18 protein-coding genes, 1 pseudogene and 1 riboswitch are annotated in these 17,476 nt (G+C 69.1%); of the genes and pseudogenes, 6 read left to right on the top strand and 13 right to left on the bottom strand.

All coding sequences use genetic code 11. The features are described from left to right. Positions 1 to 170: 170 nt before the first annotated feature. Positions 171 to 815 carry a CBS domain-containing protein gene (locus J7I98_RS37320; RefSeq protein WP_214929514.1) on the top strand — a complete coding sequence of 215 codons (645 nt, stop codon included), beginning with the start codon at positions 171 to 173 and terminating at the stop codon, positions 813 to 815. Positions 816 to 923: 108 nt separating this feature from the next. On the opposite strand, the gene J7I98_RS37315 is transcribed toward J7I98_RS37320, so the two are convergent. Further along, complete coding sequence (locus J7I98_RS37315; protein ID WP_214929540.1) at positions 924 to 1,457, bottom strand: hypothetical protein; 534 nt, start codon at positions 1,455 to 1,457, stop codon at positions 924 to 926. A gap of 241 nt (positions 1,458 to 1,698) precedes the next feature. On the opposite strand from J7I98_RS37315, the gene J7I98_RS41835 reads away from it, so the two are divergent. The 3 genes and pseudogenes from J7I98_RS41835 to J7I98_RS37305 form a co-directional block, all read left to right on the top strand. Beyond that, a complete protein-coding gene (locus J7I98_RS41835; RefSeq protein WP_251021751.1) occupies positions 1,699 to 2,223 on the top strand; it encodes a hypothetical protein in 525 nt (174 codons plus the stop codon). Beyond that, a complete protein-coding gene (locus J7I98_RS41830) occupies positions 2,166 to 2,603 on the top strand; it encodes a hypothetical protein (protein WP_251021750.1) in 438 nt (145 codons plus the stop codon). Before J7I98_RS41835 ends, J7I98_RS41830 begins: the two co-directional genes overlap by 58 nt. A gap of 477 nt (positions 2,604 to 3,080) precedes the next feature. Continuing rightward, a pseudogene (locus tag J7I98_RS37305) lies at positions 3,081 to 3,272 on the top strand (DUF418 domain-containing protein); the annotation flags it as partial. A gap of 124 nt (positions 3,273 to 3,396) precedes the next feature. On the opposite strand, the gene J7I98_RS37300 reads toward J7I98_RS37305, so the two are convergent. The 7 genes from J7I98_RS37300 to J7I98_RS41825 form a co-directional block, all read right to left on the bottom strand. Then, a complete protein-coding gene (locus tag J7I98_RS37300) occupies positions 3,397 to 5,343 on the bottom strand; it encodes a collagenase (protein ID WP_214929513.1) in 1,947 nt (648 codons plus the stop codon). A gap of 437 nt (positions 5,344 to 5,780) precedes the next feature. After that, positions 5,781 to 6,341, bottom strand: coding sequence for a hypothetical protein (locus J7I98_RS37295; RefSeq protein WP_214929512.1), 561 nt, complete (start codon positions 6,339 to 6,341; stop codon positions 5,781 to 5,783). Continuing rightward, positions 6,338 to 7,051: a (2Fe-2S)-binding protein gene (locus J7I98_RS37290; protein WP_214929511.1), complete on the bottom strand. Its 714-nt coding sequence runs from the start codon at positions 7,049 to 7,051 to the stop codon at positions 6,338 to 6,340. The genes J7I98_RS37295 and J7I98_RS37290 overlap by 4 nt, the downstream gene beginning before the upstream one ends. Next, entirely contained in the window at positions 7,045 to 8,118 is a 1,074-nt protein-coding gene (locus tag J7I98_RS37285) for an ABC transporter ATP-binding protein (RefSeq protein ID WP_251021749.1), read from the bottom strand. The genes J7I98_RS37290 and J7I98_RS37285 overlap by 7 nt, the downstream gene beginning before the upstream one ends. Next, positions 8,115 to 9,209 carry an iron ABC transporter permease gene (locus J7I98_RS37280; protein ID WP_308378068.1) on the bottom strand — a complete coding sequence of 365 codons (1,095 nt, stop codon included), beginning with the start codon at positions 9,207 to 9,209 and terminating at the stop codon, positions 8,115 to 8,117. The genes J7I98_RS37285 and J7I98_RS37280 overlap by 4 nt, the downstream gene beginning before the upstream one ends. Beyond that, positions 9,206 to 10,003 (bottom strand): ABC transporter substrate-binding protein, encoded by a 798-nt coding sequence (locus tag J7I98_RS37275; protein ID WP_308378067.1) that lies wholly within the window; start codon positions 10,001 to 10,003, stop codon positions 9,206 to 9,208. Before J7I98_RS37275 ends, J7I98_RS37280 begins: the two co-directional genes overlap by 4 nt. A gap of 32 nt (positions 10,004 to 10,035) precedes the next feature. After that, positions 10,036 to 10,449, bottom strand: coding sequence for a hypothetical protein (locus tag J7I98_RS41825; protein ID WP_251021748.1), 414 nt, complete (start codon positions 10,447 to 10,449; stop codon positions 10,036 to 10,038). Between the two features lie 250 nt (positions 10,450 to 10,699). Next, a riboswitch (cobalamin riboswitch) is annotated at positions 10,700 to 10,889 on the bottom strand. 106 nt (positions 10,890 to 10,995) lie between these two features. On the opposite strand from J7I98_RS41825, the gene J7I98_RS41820 reads away from it, so the two are divergent. Continuing rightward, a complete protein-coding gene (locus tag J7I98_RS41820) occupies positions 10,996 to 11,274 on the top strand; it encodes a hypothetical protein (protein ID WP_374225214.1) in 279 nt (92 codons plus the stop codon). A gap of 59 nt (positions 11,275 to 11,333) precedes the next feature. Here the strand turns inward: J7I98_RS41820 and J7I98_RS37265 are convergent, their stop codons facing one another. From J7I98_RS37265 to J7I98_RS37245, 5 genes are all read right to left on the bottom strand, one after another. Beyond that, positions 11,334 to 13,040 carry an RICIN domain-containing protein gene (locus J7I98_RS37265; protein WP_214929510.1) on the bottom strand — a complete coding sequence of 569 codons (1,707 nt, stop codon included), beginning with the start codon at positions 13,038 to 13,040 and terminating at the stop codon, positions 11,334 to 11,336. A 289-nt stretch (positions 13,041 to 13,329) separates the two neighbouring features. Beyond that, positions 13,330 to 14,223 (bottom strand): sterol desaturase family protein, encoded by an 894-nt coding sequence (locus tag J7I98_RS37260; RefSeq protein WP_214929509.1) that lies wholly within the window; start codon positions 14,221 to 14,223, stop codon positions 13,330 to 13,332. Between the two features lie 79 nt (positions 14,224 to 14,302). Further along, complete coding sequence (locus J7I98_RS41815) at positions 14,303 to 14,662, bottom strand: helix-turn-helix transcriptional regulator (RefSeq protein WP_214929508.1); 360 nt, start codon at positions 14,660 to 14,662, stop codon at positions 14,303 to 14,305. A 105-nt stretch (positions 14,663 to 14,767) separates the two neighbouring features. After that, positions 14,768 to 15,073, bottom strand: a complete 306-nt coding sequence (locus tag J7I98_RS37250) for a hypothetical protein (protein ID WP_214929507.1) — start codon at positions 15,071 to 15,073, stop codon at positions 14,768 to 14,770. 344 nt (positions 15,074 to 15,417) lie between these two features. Continuing rightward, positions 15,418 to 16,470, bottom strand: a complete 1,053-nt coding sequence (locus J7I98_RS37245; protein ID WP_214929506.1) for a CdaR family transcriptional regulator — start codon at positions 16,468 to 16,470, stop codon at positions 15,418 to 15,420. A gap of 107 nt (positions 16,471 to 16,577) precedes the next feature. Between J7I98_RS37245 and J7I98_RS37240 the strand changes: the two genes are divergently transcribed. Next, positions 16,578 to 17,474, top strand: a complete 897-nt coding sequence (locus J7I98_RS37240) for an alpha/beta hydrolase (RefSeq protein ID WP_214929537.1) — start codon at positions 16,578 to 16,580, stop codon at positions 17,472 to 17,474. Positions 17,475 to 17,476: the final 2 nt, after the last annotated feature.

The raw sequence follows: 17,476 nt of genomic DNA, 5'->3' as shown, positions 1-17,476 counted from the left end.
CTCCCCGCCAGGCCGAACGTCACTGGTCGCCGGAGCGGCGTGGTGCTGTCATGGGTAGGGGAGACGGCGTGGACGGGCCGGCAGGGCCGCGGAGGCCGGCGTGCCGCGCGTTGTCCGCCCGGGCGGTCCGACCGCGGCCGCCCCGTCGCACAGCGGAGGAGGCCAACGCCATGCTGCACCGCCGTACGGTCGGTGACGTGATGACCGAGGAGGTCATCACCCTCCGCCCCGACACACCGGTCCAGCAGGTCGCCGCCCTGCTGGACGCGAACGACATCGTCGCGGCCCCGGTTGTCGACGCCGACGGCGTGCCCGTCGGCGTCGTGTCCGCGTCCGATGTGCTGCGGCACGAGACCGGCATGCCCGATCCGCAGGGGCAGGACGGGAACGACGAGCGCGCCTGGGGCAAGGCCCAGGCCCGGACCGCCGGCGCGCTCATGAGCAGCCCCGTCTTCACCGCCCGCGCCGACTGGACGATCCCCCGGGCCGCTCGGGAACTCCGCAGGCGGCACGTCAAGCAGCTGCCGGTGGTCGGCGACGACGGGCTTCTCACCGGCATCGTCAGCCGCAGCGACCTGCTCGACGCCTTCATCCGCTCCGACGCCGAGATCCGCGGAGAGGCCGAGCAGGACGTCCTGGGGCGCATCCTCGGCCTGGACGAGGGCACCGTCGTGGTCGAGGTACGGGACGGGGTCGTCACCCTGCGGGGTCACGTCCCGGACCCGCGTCTCGTCCCGGTGGTCGTGGGCCTCTGCCAGGGCCTCGACGGTGTCGTCGCCGTGGACGCCCACCTCGCCGCCGCCCGGGCGGGCTAAGGCCTGTCCCACAGATTACGTGGCTTCCCCAGGAAGATCGGTTAACCGGACTTGGGCGGACCGACGGCCACAGTCCACCACGCAGGACAATTGCTGCCGATGTGCGGCCTACTGCTGCGGAGCGCGCAGTAGTACGTCTGGCAGACAGCCGGAGCGGATGCCCAACTGCCAACCGTGCGCCTGGACGGCCAGAGCGATGGTCCCGACTGCTTTTTCACCGGCGCGGTTGCAGTCAGCCTCGACATGGACCACACCGACATCGTCACCCGGCCCGCAGTCCAGGAATTCCTGCGCATCGCTCCCGCGGCGAGCACTACTGAGCCGACAGAGCGCGTCGTCGGCGACGGCCGGGCGGGAGAGGCCCGCAACGCGGTGGCACGGCCGGGGCGTTGCGGGCCCTCGCCGACGGTTGAAGAGCAGCGCAGAAGGCCCGCACGGCAGGACCGGAACACCGCACGCGGGATACCACTCTTGGGTGAAATGCCGTTCGCGCTGGTCGTTACCGAAGCCCTCGCGAAACGGCGACTTCAGCCCCAGCTCATCCCGGACCCGGATCGCCAGACTCTCCTTCGGGAACATGGCCCGCGCCACCCGCACCGTCTCCGCCGGGATCCCACCCGGCTCTCTCAGCTGTATCGACACCCGTACCCATCCCGAACGTCAACATCGGTCTCCACGACCCCAACCGGGTCCTGGGAGGACGGGGGCCGCGGCGTTCGGCTGTGCGGCGCGTGCGCGCCGAGTCCGACTTCGCGCTCGGGCCAATGGCATAAGCGTCGTTGGGCGCTCACCGTGATCAATAATCTGACGCCTGGCGCGTGACCTCGCGTCTGTCGGACAGGGAAGGCGAGCGACCCCAGTGAAACTCCCGATGTTGCAGCGCATGGTCTGGCTCACCGCGGCGACCGCGCTGCTCACGATGCTCGGCACCGCCCCGGCCGGTGCGGCCGACGAATGGCAGAAGGTCGGCGGCGACGCCCGCAGCGGTGTCAGCGGGCTCGCGTACGAGGGCCGTACCGGAGACGGAGCCGGGGTGCATGTGCTGGTCGTGCACGACAACAAGCGGTCCGGGCAGCAGCGTCTGTCCCGGATCACCCATTGGGAGGGCTCAGACGGCATCTCCCCGATCACCTGGGACGGGCCGGAACCCGTCGACCTGGAGGCCATCGAAGCCATCCCCGGGATGCCGGGGGAGTACCTGGCGCTCACCGGTCGCGGCATCGTCTACCGCCTGAAGGTCACCGGCTCTACGGCGACGGTCGTCGACTACTCGCCGCTGCCGGCGATCGGCGAGGGCGACGACTTCGAGAGCTTCGCGCTCGTCGCGCAGAACGGGAAGCTCGCCGCCCTGTGGGCGACCGGGGAGCCGGCGCGGATCGTCCGGCCACGCTGTACGCGGCGCCCCTGACGTTCGCCCCCTGGGGGCAGCCGCAGTTCGGCGCTGTGACGCGCCGGGCCTACCGGGCGGCGTACCCGACCGACGACGGCACGCGGCACATCTCCGACATCTCGGTGACCGGCTCCGGCCGGATCATCGTGAGTTCGGCGGCGGACGCCGGTGACGACGGCCCGTTCGACTCCGCGGTGAGCGACGCGGGCCGGGTGAGCGTGTCGGCTGCCGGCCGGGTACGGGTCACGCTCGCGGCGTCCCCGACTGTGCTCGGGACGTTCCCGCGGTACAAGGTTGAGGGGGTGGAGTGTCTGCCTGGGTCCGCCGATGCCCTCCTGGGCACCGACGACGAGAACCTTGGCGGGTACGTGCGGAACATGCGGTTCTGCAGAGCCTGACCCCGGTCGCCGTACGCAACTCAGCCCCTGAACATGTGGACGCTGTTGGTTGATTCGGGGGCTCGCGTGACATGACGTCGGTCTCCAGGACCCGGTTGGGGTCGTGGAGACCGACATTGTCGTTCTAGGAAATATGCAGCCTTCATAGAAGCCTGAATCGGTCTCAGGCGCGTTCTGACGGGCGCTGCCAGGTGGTTTCGTATGCCGGGGACCGATATACGACGAGCGCGGTTGCTACGGCCCAAACGATCCCGGTGGCTTCCAGCAGGATCCATTAGCGGGGCGTATGTCTTCCACGGCACCGTCGCCGCCGTACGCCTCTGGCTCCGCCCATGACTCGACGGACACTCTCTAGACGGAAGGCCGCGCACTCCTAGACGGAGGTCACCCACTCATAGACGGAAGACGGACGCTCAACTGCCGGCTGTCTCCCTAGCGTCGACGCATGACGGTCAGCCGCAACCTGCCGCTGCTGCGCCGCACTCGCTGCTCTTCGCCCCGCTGCTCGCGGCCTGGGCCCTAGGCCTCGGCGCCCATCTGACCAGCGTCACGATGGCCCTGTTCGCGGTGGGGGTGTGGCTGGTGACAGTGGCCGGGGCGTACGCGCTTGAGCGCCGGGGGTGGCGGGGCCCGGTGGAGGTGGTGCTGCGGCGGCTGATGTACCGGTAGTGGCGCAGCTGCCCCGCCCCCTCCGGGGCGGAACCCGCTAGGGCTTGTCCGACGGATCCGTGGCTCGAATCGTCGGACAAGCCCTAGTCCGCTGTTCGCGAATGGGGTACCGGGAGCGCCTGCGTCAGTGCTCGGTCGTGACCGAGCCGCAGTCGCCGGCGGCGCACTTGCTCAGCCAGCTCGCGAAGTCGGCGTCGTAATTGGTGCCGATGGTGCTGGTGAGCAGTGTGCGGGCGGCGTTCCAGTCGCCGGTGCGGTAGTGGCCGAGCAGGGTGGTCACGTCTTGCGGATGGGACTGGATCAGGTAGCGGACGGCCAGGTAGCCCCACTGGTAGATCCGGGTGGTGTCGGAGTTGTCGTAGGTGGTGTCGAAGAGCTGGCTGAGCTTGTAGGTGTTCTTGCCCGCCTCGGCGATCGCCTTGTCGTAGGTGACGTTGCGGTACGAGTAGGAGATGTACTCGGCAAAGCCCTCCACCCACATCACGGTCGGGGTGGTCATCCCCGCTTCGAAGTCGCCGTACATGTCGAAGCGGCCGTCGAGGTAGTGGGTGTACTCGTGGTTGAGGTTCCAGATCTGGAAGTCGGGGCGCAGCCACTCCGCCTCGTGGGCGATGAAGCGCGGCAGGTTCCCGGCCTTGGCAGGGTCGCCCTCCAGGTACATTCCGCCGTTGTCGGTGGAGATGCCGAACACGACGCCGGCATAGGTCTTGTAGTCGGTGCTGGAGTCGAAGGCGACCACTTCGAGGGTGGTGTTGTTGTCGTCCTTGACCGGCCCGTTGTCCTTGGCGATGCCGTGGAAGTAGGCGTCCTGCTTGAGGAGGCTGTCGCAGGCGCCCGACAGTTCGGCGTCGCTCATCTGCTGTGCGACGATCCGCAGGCTCGGACCGCAGGTGTGCTTGATCTTCAGTACGGCGTCGCGCACCCGATTCTGCAGGTCGCAGGTGCCGTAGGAGGAGCAGTTGGCCTTGTCGAACTCGTCTGTCATCTCGGCCAGGCCCACCCAGAGCGGGGCGGTGCGGCCGGTGATGGCGCTGCGGCCGAGCAGCTCCTTGACCAGCGGGCTGACGGTGGCCTGGAGCGCCGAGTGCTTGAGGAAGCGTCCCAGTTCACGCCCGGCGTTGCTGGTCAGGTAGGCCTTGTCGGTGCCGAGCAGGTCGTCGTGGGCGACGGCGAAGTCGCGCAGCACGGTGAGGATGCCCGGGTCGGCCTGCACGGCGGACACGAACTCCGGCAGCTGGTGGCCGCGGAACAGGATGGTGTACGTGTTGTTGACCGCCGCGACCATCGACCAGGAACCGTCGTACGAGGAGTCGTAGTCGGTCAGCAGACGCTTCACCATGTTGAGGAACCGGGCGTTCTCCCCGGCACTGTCAACCAGGATGACCGCCTCGGACAGGACGGCTCCGTTGCCCTCGTTGACGTCGAAGGCGCGGGGCGAGGCGTAGAAGGCGTCCAGGCCGCCCTGGATGGCGCTCTTCAGCGCCGGGCCGTAGTCGCCGACGGTCTCCGGCTGATTCCACTGCACGTAGTACCCGGCACGCAGGTAGAGCACCACCTGGGCGGCCGAAGTGCTGTTGTTGCCAGGGTAGTTGGCGGCTGTGTCGCGCAGTGCGTTCGCCACCGTGACCATCTGTTCCTCACGGAAGAGATCCTTGGCGTTCGTGCCGGTCACCCCGAACAGCGTGTTGATGCAGGAGGTTTCCGAGCCCTTGATCTGCTGGACCAGGGCACTGCCGGTCTTCGAAACGAAGTCGCTTACGTCGCAGCCCGCCGCGGACTTTGGTACGTCGTGGGTACGTGTGCGCCGGACGGCATCCTTGGTGCTGCGCAGCGGGGGGCGCTGCGCCTCGTCCGCGGTCTGGCTGGTCGCACGCGCCGCGTCGGGGGCGAGCTCGGCGGCGTCCGAGGTGGGGGTGGCGGGCTGCGGGGCAGGGCCCGACCTCGGCTCGGGGCCCTTGGTCCCGGCCGCGGTGGCCTGCCCGGTGGGGGTGAGCAGGGCGAGTCCAAGACAGACGATCAGGGTGGCTATCAGTAAGCGAGCGAAGTCTCTCGTTGTGGGGGAACTGCGCATGACAGTGGCCTCCAGGCCGGTCGGCAGCCGCGCGCGGGCGCGGCTGTGGGGGGTCCGCGAACCGTGGAGACAGCGGGAGTCGGACATTCCCATGACTGTCATGCCCACGGAAAGTGTGACGTGTAAAATTTCATACTTCACATGGCAATGGAAGGGGGCTGTGGGTAATCTTTGTACTGACGATCTGTCAACAGATATGAGAGGGGCGCCGCTTCGGGCTGCTCAGGCCGGCTTTACGCAACGCCGGGTGCGCGGTTCACCCAGTGGCCGACGACGTACTCAGGGATGAGGGCGCCGTCCACATCGCGGCCCTCCCGCCGATGTGGCGGACGTAATCGACGACGGGACGGGTGATCTCCCGATATGGCGAGTTGAGGAACTGAGGTCACTGCGCGTCCGCTGTGTCGCGTGATCCCTTGCTGCTGCCCTCCTCGTTATCAGGCGCTGTGCGCGAATCCCTTCCCCGTGCGGTCGAGCGGGTCGGCGGGCAGGGAGAGGAAGCGGGCACGCAAAGCGTCCCAGGCGGCAAGGCGCTCGAAGTCGGGGGTGTCCCGGATACCTTGCTGGTCGGTGAGGAATGGGTTGGGCAGCAGGACGGTCATCATCTGTTCGTCGCGGCCGTTGAAGAGGCGCAGCCCCCAGCTGACGGGGGCGCCGTCGGAGCCGATGCTGCGGTAGAGCTCGGCGCGGGAGCAGCGGCGGATGCGGCCGAGCTTGGGGCCGGAGGCGGTGTGCTCGCCGATGCAGAGGTGGAAGTGCCAGGCGCCGAAGTCGACGGTGACGTAGCCGTCGTTCATGGTGATGGCGGTCGGGGCGCACGGGGCGCCGACCTCCCATGCGGCGCCTTCGATGATGGGGCCGAAGTTGATCTGCTGCCAGTAGTCGGTGAAGACGGTGGTGATGAGGTCGAGGAGGGTGGTCTCGTCTGCCGGCAGCGCCCAGACGTGCTGGGTCCCTCCGCTCGGGGTCTCGACGACGACCGGTTCTGTGGTGGTCATTCGGTTCTCTCCTTGGGCTTCAGGACGCAGTCGCCGCAGGTGCCTGCGCCGGGGACGCGGTAGTAGAGACAACAGCTGCGGCGGCGGAAGGTGATGGATCCATTCGTACCGGCGTCGAAGGCGCCGGCGCCGGTGAGCGGTTCGCGGCCGAGGAGGTCGCGGCCGAGGGGGACAACCGGATGTGGGGCATGCGACGCGCGGGCGCGGAGGACACGCAGGGCGCCGACGAGTGCCGAGGCGGCATTGCCGCGCAGGACCTGCGGGGACACACCGCACACGCGATGGACGGCGTCGGCGAGCGGACGCAGGTTCTGTATGGCGACGGTGTCGTGCAGAGCGGCGGCTGTGTCCAGGGGCAGCTCGCGCGGTGCGGGGAGCCACAGCTCGACAGGGCCGGAGGGGGCCGGGCGCCACCACAAGTGCTCAGGGCGCAGATCAGGGACGCGTCCGGTCAGTGCGGCGGAGGCGAGCGCGATCGACCAGAGTCGCGAGGCCGTACCGAGATGGAGGGTGGAGGCGGCCACGCGTACCTGGTCGGTGCCCAGCCGCCGCCCCACGGACTGTACGTATCCCTTCAGCGCGGCCGCATCGGCGTACAACTCGGTCAGCGGCCGGAACCCGTCGGCGTCCGGCTGCTGACCGCACCTCACGGCGAAGTACGGGCCGATGGCCGTTACCTGCTCCAAAGTGCTGGTTGTGGTGTTCACCATGTGCGTACCGTTCGGGTCAGCTCGTGGAAGGACCGGGTGCGTACGACGGTGTCCGCGCGGCGCAGGGTGAGGTTGCCGTCATCGTCGGCGCTGACTTGGGCAGCGTGGCTTGTCGTGGCGTGCCGGACGTCCAGTCCCTCGCGTGCGAGGGCGCGTTCCAGTAGTGGCCGCAGGCCCGACGGTGCATCCAAGGCCACCGTGGCGCGGGCTGCCCGGCGCAGCCCGAAGCTGCCTGAGAGCGGGTCGAAGGCCAGATGGTCGGCGTCGAAGGCCGCGGCCACGGCTCCCGCGCTGATCAGGTCTTCGGGGGCTCCGGTGTGCACGTGGGAAGAGCGGTCGACCAGCCAGACGGTATCGGCGACACGCAGAGCCAGTTCCAGGTCGTGCGTACTGACCACAACGGTGAGGCCCTTGTCACGGGCCAGATCGCGCAGCAGCACGGTGAGCGCCACCCGCGAGGGCACGTCCAGGAATGCGGTCGGCTCGTCGAGCAGGATGACGTCGGGCTCCTGGGCGAGCGCCCGAGCGGTGAGGACCCGCTGGCGTTCGCCGTCGGACAGTTCGACGGCCGGCCGGTGGGCGAGATGAGCGGCGGCCACCGCCTTCAGAGCCCATTGGACGGCGTTGTGGTCGGCCGGTGTCAGGCGCCCGGTGAACCCGGTGTGGGGATGGCGGCCCAGGGCCACCAACTCCCGTGCCGAAAGAAGCCCCGCGTCGACGCGGTCGGTGAGCACGACCGCCAGTCTCCTGGCGAGCGCCGCGGGGGACTCTTCGGCGATGGGCCGGCCGCCGATGCGTACGCCACCGGCGAGCGGTGGCAGAAGTCCGCACAGGGTGCGCAGCAGGGTGGACTTGCCGGCGCCGTTGGGGCCGAGCAGTACGGTCAGTTCACCGGCGCGGGCCTCCAGGTTCAGGCCCTCCAGGACCGCGCGTCGGGTGCCGCGTCCGAAGGCGGCGCGGGTCCGGTAGCCGACGGTGAGACCGTCGGTGCTGAGACCGCCGGAGCCGGGTGTCGGCCGCGAGGACATGTCCGGCCCAGGGCTGGTCACTACTGTCACGTCCGTCATGAGGTCACCCCTTGCAGGCCGCGTCGGCTGCGGACCAGGAACGTGATGACGACGGGGGCGCCGAACAGCGAGGTGATCGCGTTCAGCGGCAGTACGGCGTCCATGCCCGGTGGCTGGCTGAGCAGCGCGCAGGCCAGGGCGAGGAAGGCCCCGGCGAGCATGGACGCGGGCACGAGCACCCGGTGGTCGGAGGTCCCCAGAGCGACACGGGTCAGATGCGGTACGGCCAGGCCGAGGAAGGCGACCGGGCCGCAGAATGCGGTGGCGGCCCCGGCCAGCAGGGAGGTGCCGAGCAGGGCGAGGTCGCGGCTTCTGCGGACGTTCAGGCCCATGGTGCGGGCGTAGTCCTCGCCGAGCAGCAGCGCGTTGAGGCGCTTGGTGGTCAGCAGGGCCGCCGCCAGCCCGGCGCCGATCACCGGCAGCATCACCGCGAGGTCGGGCCAGGTGGTGGCGCTGAAACTGCCCAGCCCCCACATCACGAACTGCTGGGCGCGCTCGGGCCGGGCGTACACCAGCACGACGCTGACCACGGCCGTCGCCGCCGAGCCGATCATCACGCCGATGACCAGCAGGGTAACCGCCGAGCGGACCCAGCGCGACAGCAGCAGCACCAGCGCCAGCACACACCCGGCGCCGAGGGACGCGGCGAGGACCACACCGATGCGTCCCAGCCCCGCCAGGTCACCGGTGAAGCTCCCGGCCACGCCGCCCGTGCTCACCACCACAGCCGCGACACCCATGCTCGCTCCCGAACTCACCCCGAGCGAGAAGGGGTCGGCCAGTGCGTTGCGGAACAGCGTTTGCATCTGCACGCCGGCCACGGCGAGGGCAGCGCCCACGGCAGTGGCGGTCAGGGCACGCGGCAGCCGCACCTCTTCGACGATCACGGTCCATCGGGGATCGGCACCCGCGTCACCGAACAAGACGCGCATCACATCCACGATCGGCACTTGATAGGAGCCGACGGCGATCGTGAGCACGAAGAGGACTGCCGTGCCAGTGGCCAGCGCGCCGACCACGACGAGGCGCCGGCCCCCCGGCACCGGGTTTGCCGGGGCCGGGGCAGGCGTCATGGCTGTCTGCGTGGTCACGCGCGGGGCACCTTGGCATAGAAGGTGAAGGTGTGGCCGGGTGCCTGGTCGGGGTGAAGGATCGCGAACAGGTCGGCGAGGACGAGGTCCGGACGTAGTACGCCGCGCTCGTAGAAGTCGTTACCGCCGCCGGGGCCCAGGGCCTTGGTGTTCGTCCAGACCTTGCCTGCGGTCACAGCGTTCAACTTGCCGTAGCGGCGGTCGGCCTTGACCGCGTCCGCGGTCGACTTCCACTGCTCACCCACCAGCCAGGTGGGCGCGTCACCGCCCTTGGCGTAGACGGCCTCGAAGTTCAGCTGGAGGTTGCCGGTTCCCTTGTCGCCCGCCCAGGGGTAGGTGCCGCCCGCGTCCTTGAGCAGCTTCCCGACGTAGCTGCCGCCGGAGGCCATGCTCCAGGTGCCCTGGTACATCGTCCCGGGCAGCACCTTGACGGGCTTGCCCGCCGAGACGGTCTTGGCTGCCTTGGCGGCGACCTTGCCGTAGTCGCTCTTGACGGTGTCGAACACCTCGCCTGCGCGCTTCTCGGCGCCGGTGAGTGCGGCCATGGCCTTGACCCACTCGGCGCGGCCGAGCGGGCTGGGCTCCAGCCACTCGGCGTTGGCGACGACTGCGATGCCCGCCTGACGGAGCTTCGGGTACTGCGGGTCGTCGGTGCCCTGGGTCATCAGGACGTCGGGCTTGGCGCCGATGACCTTCTCGGCGTTGAGGGTGTTGTCCTTGGCGTACTCGGCGACCTTGCCCGACTTCACCCGGTCACGGACCTCGGCCGAGCTGACGAGCGCACCGCTCGCCACTCCGGTGAGGACATCGAGCGTGCCGGTCTCAGTCAGCAGCGGTAGGTGCGTGGTCGAGGCGGAGTACAGGCTCTTGACCGGGTGGTGATCTGCTGGGCCTTGGCCAGGTCGCCGGTGAGCTTGGGCTTGGGGGCCCCGCACTTGACCAGGACGTACGACTCGGGCTTGCCCTTGGGGTACGGCTCCTTGACCGTGAGGACCTGATAGCTCTTCTCGTACCGCAGGGTGAAGTTCTTCGCGTGCTCCACCGTGGACTTGACGAGGAAGTAGTCCTTGGCCGGATCGAAGTCGGAGATGCAGCTGTCACCTGCGGACCCGGAGGCCCGGGAACCCGCGGGCCGGGCAGAGTCGCCGTCGGCGCACGCGGCGAGCGTGACACTCAGGGCGACGATCAGCGCCGCTGCGGCGGCGGGGCGTCGAAGAGGCGGGACTGGTCGTACGGACACAAGAGCTCCTGGCATGCGTCGAAGCGCACCGGTCATCCGGGTGCGCGGGAAAGGAACGACCGAGAGGCTGCGGTCGCACAGGCATTACGGGAATGGGACGCCGAGCGTCGGGAGGCCCTTCAGCGCTCCGACGACAGGGCCGGAGCGACAAGCCGTCGCGTCCGTCCTCTACGGGCAGCCAGGAGCGGAGACTTCACACAAGCACGTGGGCACACGAGTGCCACCGTCCTCTCTCGGGGAAATCCGCCCCGGTATGGCGAGGTGCGACGGCGTGAGTCTCCTGACTCGGGATCGACGCTTCTCCGGCCTTCCCACCCCGACGGGGCGGTGGCTGCGGCGGAGTCGCTCCCCCTACACAGTGGCGGTACCGTGCCGGAATCTCACCGGCTTCCTCGTTCCGCCGTCGCTTGCCGAACGGAAGCATCCCAGACGGCACATGACCGCGCCTGCCCTTGGGCTGTGCCACAAACCACAGGAGCTGTGCGACACATCCCCGTGCCGTCTCCCACCATGTTTTGCGCCTCAGCGAGTCGGAGGTCGCGCCGCGTGGCTGGCGACTTCACTCGATACGACGTCCATGCTGTGCGCGAGCATCGATGCAGCATCGACCTGGTCCGCTACCGCTTCTTCGGCAACGAGCACGTCGGCCTTGAGACGGTGGCTTCCGTCACCGGACAGTCGGCTGCCCGCAGGGCTGCCCTTCGACGCCGCGCGGCTGAGGTGGCGCGCGCCCGTCGGGCGGAGGGGCGATGGCTCAAGGCCAACCCGAAGGAGGTCGACCTCGCCCCCGGGTTCACCGGGACACGATCTGGAAGAACTGCCTAGCCCGTGGAGGCACCAGGGCCGGTGGCCCTGGTGCCTCCGACGTCGGTCGGCTGCTTGGTTCAGCGCGCCGTCTTGGACCATTTCTCGTCCGCTGCGCCGTTGCAGGTCCACTGGATCAGCTGGGATCCCTTGGTCGCGTTGGAGCCGAGGCCGAGGCACTTGCCGGAGTAGACGTTGCGCAGTTCATGCGTGCCGGGGTCGTACCACCACTTCTGGTCGACCGCGCCGTTGCACGTGTACTGGATCATGCCCGCGCCGTTGGCGAGGCTCGACGCGGGGCCCATGCACTTGCCCGAGTACGCGTTCTGCAGGACGTAGGCGGGTTTGCCGTTGGAGTCGGTGGTGTCCTCGAACACCCAGCGCTCGTCCTGGGCGTTGGTGCATCCCCACTGGATGACCTTCGAACCGTTGGTGATCTTGTTGCCCGCACCGGCGCAGAGCGCGCTGTAGTCATTGCTGAGGTAGACGGCGCTGTCGAGCCGCCGGGGCTGCAGCGAGAAGACGACGCGTTTGCCGGTCTGTTCGTTACTGCCCCACAGACGGCCCGACTTGGGCGCGTAGTTCAGGTCCTGGGTGAGCGGTGGTGTGCGGGTCAGCACCGATGTCCGGTCGCCCGGCTTGGCCTGCCAGATGCAGGAGTAGCTGCTGGTGTCTCCGGGCCTGGCGTCTCCCATGTCGTCGACCGGGCACTCGGCGGACAGGTAGAAGTAGTCGCCGTCGGTGGCCACGCCCTGGAGCTGGCGGACCGGGGCGACATGGGCGGATGTGGCCCTGACCGGCGACGTGCCTCCTTCGCCGATGTACTTGAGGGGCCAGGTGATCACGCGCGCCGGGCGCTTGTCGATGGCCTTCGGCGGATTCTCGTATTGCAGTTGATCGGAGTTGCTCCGGTACTCCCCGGACACCAGGCTCCCACTGCTGCGGTCCAGGCTCAGGGAGCTCAGGCAGCCGATGAGGTAGCGGTCGTCGGGGTCGCCGCAGAACCGGGGGCTCTTGTTCTCGGACGCGTCTTCCTGGGCCTTGGTGCGCGTTGTGTAGCGGGCGACCATGGGCAGGGCCCACTGATGATGGCCGGCCGACGAGACACCGTTCTCGATTCCCACGCGCTCGGAGACGGACTTCATCTTCCACAGGTGGTTCAGGTCGTAGATCTGCAGCTCGCCGCCGTTGGCCACGAACAGCCTGTTTCCGTACCACACCATGCCGTCGGCGTGAACCTGGTCGACCGCCGTGAAGTCGGGCTTGTCCCGGCTGCCCTTGGGCTTGACGAGCAGCACGTGCCCGTAGCTCCAGTCCTTGCCGGTGGACTCGAGGATGGAGACGCGGGCCTTCTTGTCCCGGTCATCCTTGTTCACGCCGTAGTACCAGGCCTGCATGTACAGGTGGTGGCCGTCCGCCGTGCCGCTCTCGTAGGCCTCGTGCGAGGCCGTCATGCCCTGCGGATGCCAGCCGTTCTTATAAGCGCTGGTGTTGTCGTCCGTCTCGTCCCAGCAGAACCCGTTGTACTTGAGGGCGCCGTTGATACCGGTCGTGTGGCACAGGCTCCGGCCGGTGTGCTGCCGTGACTGGGCGACGCTCAGCGGTGAGGCCTTGGAGACGGCTCTCGTCGCCTCCGCGCTCTCGATCACCGACCTGGCCGTCTGGTCCCCGTTCGGTCCGGGGTCGACTCCCGGTATCTCACGTGGATGCAGGACGAAATCGGACGCGTCCACCTTCGCGAAAGTTCCGCCGTCCGGGGCGGCGGCGGCCTGCTGAGTGCCCGTCATGATGGCCGCCAGGGAGGACAGTGCGACCAGTGCCGCTCCGAGCCGACCCCTGCGGCGTGTTCGTATATTTAAGTCCACAAGGTGAACAGTAATTCCCGGGCAATACCGGCCCCAGGTCGGGTAGTTGCGCAGTGGGCAGGCCGAATCCGCGCCGCTCGGAGAGCACCGGTGAGGTAGAGGCACCCATACCGGAGCCCTGCTGTGGCTCGCCGACGACGTCCGTACCGCGCTCATCGCCGCCTTTCTCTGGACGCTACTGCGAGTCCCTTGAGCGGCATCGGCAGGCAGATCAACCGAGGTCGGGCTCAGGCTGGGGCGGCTCGGAGTTGCAGGCGCCCGAGGTGCGGAAGGGTTCGGCCAGCTGGTCCAGGTAGGCGGTGGGGTAGTTCGGTTTGGCGGCCATGCCGAGTTGGTCGGAGGAAAAGCGGCGGGTGGGGTCGTAGGAGAAGGTGCCGAGCAGGTGGTCCCAGATGAGGGTGAACAGGCCGAAGTTGCCATCCCCGATGCCGGCCCATTTGAGGTGGTGGAAGCGATGGCCTTCGTTCAGGGCCAGTACGTGCTTGAGCGCTCCGATGCGGTAGTCGGCGTTGGAGTGCTGCAGCAGCAGCTGCACGGCCACGGCCAGGGCGAGCGCGGAGGCCACGTCGACGGGCAGACCGATCAACAGCAGCGGGGTGACCCCGGCACCCATCTCCAGGGTTTGGTGCAGGGGGTGTTTCATCAGCCCGTTGAGGCCGTAGAAGCGTTTGACGGAGTGGTGGACGGCGTGGAAGCGCCACAGCGCGCCGATCTTGTGGCTGGCGTAGTGGACCAGGGTGATCCCCAGATCCGCGATGAGTACGGCGGCCAGCACCTGTACGGCGAATGGCCAGGAGTGGGGCCACAGGTCGGCCACGGTGACCAGAGGGGCCAGCAGCGGGATGGCGGCCACGCTGATGAGTAGCAGGCTTTCGTTGACGAAGGCGTGCGCGACGTCGCGTCGACCGTCCCTGGACAGCGGGGTGTTCCAGACTTCCTCATAGGGCAGCAGGCGTTCGGCGGCGAACGAGCAGCCGATGGCCAGGAGCAGCAGGCCGAGCAGCCAGAGCTTGGAGGCGCCGGCGGCGGCCAGGGCGATGCCGGCGCCGTTGACGCCGAGGAGCATGAACGGCACGTAGCCGTAACGGATCGAGGTGCGATGCATGCCGTCCAGGCTGGCGAAGATGGGGCGGGCAGTCTTGGACGGATCCGCTGACCTTGCCGGGTGCAGTGCCCGGTTGCGCTCAGGGCCTGGCGGAGGGCAGGGCGGCGAGCAGGTGTGAGGGGGCCAGGCCGAACATCTCCCGGGTGACGCGGGTCAGGTGGGAGCTGTCGGCGAAGCCGGCGGCGTGTGCGGCCCGAGTGAGGCCGGCACCGCCCGCTGCCAGTTCGATGGCGCGGCGTAGCCGGGCCCAGCGCAGGTAGGCGGGGAACGGCAAGGCGAGCTCGGCGGCGAACAGGTGGCCCAGGCGGCTGGCCGAGATCCCGGCCGCGTCGGCCAGGTCGGTGAGCCGTACCGGGCCGTGCAGCAGCTGCGGCAGCGCCTGCAGGGCGTGTTGCAGCGCTGGGTGCCCACCGCGAGCGGGAGTGCTCCAGCCACGCACCAGCGCGGCCGGGTCTCGCGCCGGATCGCCGGGCGGGTCGGCCGCGCGGAGGCCGGCGGGTGGGAGCAGGGCGCGGGCGGCCGCCGCCCATTGTTCGAGGCGGTCCTAGTGCGGGCCGGTCAGGTGGGCGGTCAGACGGCGGCCCGCGCCGCTGGCGGGGTCGAGGTAGAGCATGGTGGCTCGCGCGCCCGGGCCGGCGTGCAGGGCGTGCCGGACGCGGGTGGGGATGATCGCGGCCTGGACCGGGCGGCGCACTTGGTGGGGGTCGGTCAGCTCCACTACGCCGTCGGTGACGATCAGGACCTGCACGGCGGCGTGGGCGTGCGGGTCGGTGGCGCCGGCCGCGCCGGTGAATGCCAGCCAACCGGGTCGTAGCAGGGTCGTGCCGCGCCACCCGTCGGCCGTGATCATCCGATCGGGGTCATCAGGCCGGGGCATCGCTGTCCGGGGGGCGTCTGGGGTCCCAGTGATACGGGCCGAAAAACCAACGGGTATCGCTGACTTGTACTGATCCGGGCATCCCAGGTTTCTCCCCGGTCTCCCCTTTGCAGTCACTGCGCGACATCGCCAAGCGCCTGATCATCACCACTGGCAAGATTCAGGCCATCACCCATCCCAGGCGACCGTGATGCGGATGCCGCGCGAGCACGACGAACAGGCCGCAGTAGCAGGGAAGGCATAGCCACCTTCACCCGGCCTCGGCCGCTACCTTGCGCCTGATGTCCGATGCTACGGAGCGATGATCAAGCTCAGCGTCAACCACGGTTCTGTCCTGAGTCGTTGAGTAGCCGCCATGTGGTGAGGGCGAGCCTGGTCCGTGTCAGTCCGGTGGGGGCGGTGAGGTCGATGCCCAGGCTCTTTGCGAGGTGTTCGAGTCGGCGGGCGATGCTGCTGTGGTGCAGGTGGAGGAGGTCGGCGGCTTGGCGTAGGGAGCCGGTGGCGCAGTAGGCGTCCAGAGTTTGCAGATCTTCTGGGTTGTCGGCGATTCGGGCGATTGCTGCCACGTCGGCGTTGTCTCGCGCGGCGTCCTGGGGTATCTCGGCCAGGAGCGCGAGCGCGCCCAAGTCGTCGTAGGGGATGAGGGGTTGGCGTGGGGTGGTGAAGCGGAGGGCGGTGCGGGCTTGCTGCCAGGATTGGTCGGGGCTTGCGGCGGCGCCGATGCCTGCGCGTACGCCTGCTGGAAAGCGGGTCTGGTCGATGGTGGTGGCCAGGACGACGCCGACGTCGGCGAGCGGTGCCGCCTTCACCGGGCGGGTCGGGCAGACCAGGCTGCCGATTTGGTCGAGCGGGAGCTGCGAGCGTACGGCGATGACGTGGACCGGTAGGTCGGCGGCGAAGCCCAGGAGTCGTAGCGCCCGTGCTCTGGACGCCTCGTCGCTGTCGGTGCTGATGGCCAGTTCGACGAGGGCGGGGTCGGCCATGGTGGTGCGGGCCGGGCCGTATCGCTCGGCGATGGCCGCGGCGGCGATGGCGAGCCGGTCGAGCAGTGCTTCGTCGAGCTGGTTCGGCGGGCCGGGGCGTTCCAGCCACACTGTGCCGATCTCCTCCTCGTCGAGTGTGATCGGCGCGGTGGTGGACGGGGGTGTCGGCGGGGTGGACGCGTGCCTGCCGTCGGGCGAGACGCGGATCGCCCGCCCCGTGCCGTGGAGTTGAATCCCGGCCACGCACTCGGCCAGGCCTGCCGAGGCCCGGGCGAGCGCCGGGAGATCCACCCGCCGGCGCATCAGCGTGTCGTAGAACGCGACGACGCGAATCACGCCGTCGACGTACGGATCCAGTCCCGACAGCCGAACGGCCAGTGCTTCCATGGCAGAAGGATAGAAGGACAGGGGTGCGCCGAGTGGTGCGTGATCGGGGCGGGATGCGCGACGGATGGCGGATGACCCCCTGGGTGACGACCGTGAGGATGGTCGTCATGGATCCCGAACTCGAAGCATTCATACCGTTTCTCCCGCACGTCGACATGAATGACCCGGTCACCGCGCGCAAGAACTTCGCCGAGCGTGCCGCTGCGGCGCCGGCACCGGACACCTCGAACATGAAGGTCGAGGACCGCACGGTGTCCGCCGATCCGGACGTGGCGGTGCGGGTCTATCGCCCGCACCAGGCACAAGGCGCCATCGTTTGGCTGCACGGCGGCGGCGGAGTCTTCGGTGACCTGGACACCGAGCATCCTTGGGCCGCCCGGATCGCGGACCTCTCCGGGGCGGTGGTGATCTCGGTGGGCTACCGCCTGGCGCCCGAGCACCGGTTCCCGGCCGCCCTGGGCGACGCCTACGCCGTACTGACCTGGACGGCCGAGCACGCGGACGAACTCGGCATCGACCCGGCGCGGATCGCGGTCGGAGGCCACAGTGCCGGCGCGAGCATCGCGGCCGCGGTGGCGTTGCGGGCGCGTGACGAGCAGGGGCCGTCGATCCGGTTCCAACTGCTCAACCAGCCGGGACTCGACGACCGGCAGGAGGCGTGGTCGGCGCGGAACTTCACCGATACGCCCTGGTTCAATCGCGACAAGGCCACCGCAGCGTGGCGGCACTACCTGGGCTCCCAGCCCGCCACACCGTACGCCGCTCCCGCACGGGCCGCCGATCTGTCCGGCCTGCCACCGGCCTACATCGCCACCGCGGAGTTCTGTCCGAACCGCGACGAGGGCATCGAATACGCGCTGCGCCTGATGCAGGCGGGCGTGTCGGTCGAGCTCCACCAGTGGCCCGGCACCTTTCACGGATCGCAGGCGATCCTGTCCGCCGATGTCTCGCAGCGGCAGAACGTCGAACTCGGCGCCACCCTGCGCCGCGCCCTGGCCGAATGAGG

It is taken from the genome of Streptomyces sp. ISL-98 (assembly GCF_018614055.1).
GTDB classification, from domain to species: domain Bacteria; phylum Actinomycetota; class Actinomycetes; order Streptomycetales; family Streptomycetaceae; genus Streptomyces; species Streptomyces spiramyceticus.
Note: the sequence above shows the minus strand (reverse complement) of the source record. Positions and strands in the feature narration are given on the sequence as shown.